We start from the raw sequence: 349 nt of genomic DNA on the forward strand, positions 1-349 counted from the left end.
GTGACTTCATGAATGAAGGTATGAGCGATTGCCTCGACGCAAGAGCGTTCCAGAAAGTCGCGCTGAAAATACATCAGTCGCTTCAAGCCTGGCATCGTCAGCCTGCCGGACTCCAGGGTGCCTCTGGCTGAAATAGCCTCTACCGTCGTCCGGCCTTCATGGTGCTCCATGACACTTATGCGGTGTAAGTTGTCATGGTAATAACTAACGGCAGACATCGTTTCCCTTAGATTGCTCGCGCCCTGCGTCGCCCCAAAAAACAATGCGTTCAACTGATTCAGCTCAGTTGCGTTAGCAGGATCATTGATCGCCGCATACGCTGCATTCAGCAGCACAGAAGCCGACTCCG

1 protein-coding gene is annotated in these 349 nt (G+C 53.0%); it reads right to left on the reverse strand.

Features of this window, described 5'->3' with window-relative positions:
- A partial coding sequence (locus tag AC0L3B_RS38755; RefSeq protein WP_473382959.1) for a hypothetical protein occupies positions 1 to 335 on the reverse strand: 335 nt, incomplete at its 3' end.
- Positions 336 to 349: the final 14 nt, after the last annotated feature.

The sequence above is a fragment of the Bradyrhizobium sp. Kon56 genome, from assembly GCF_055807635.1.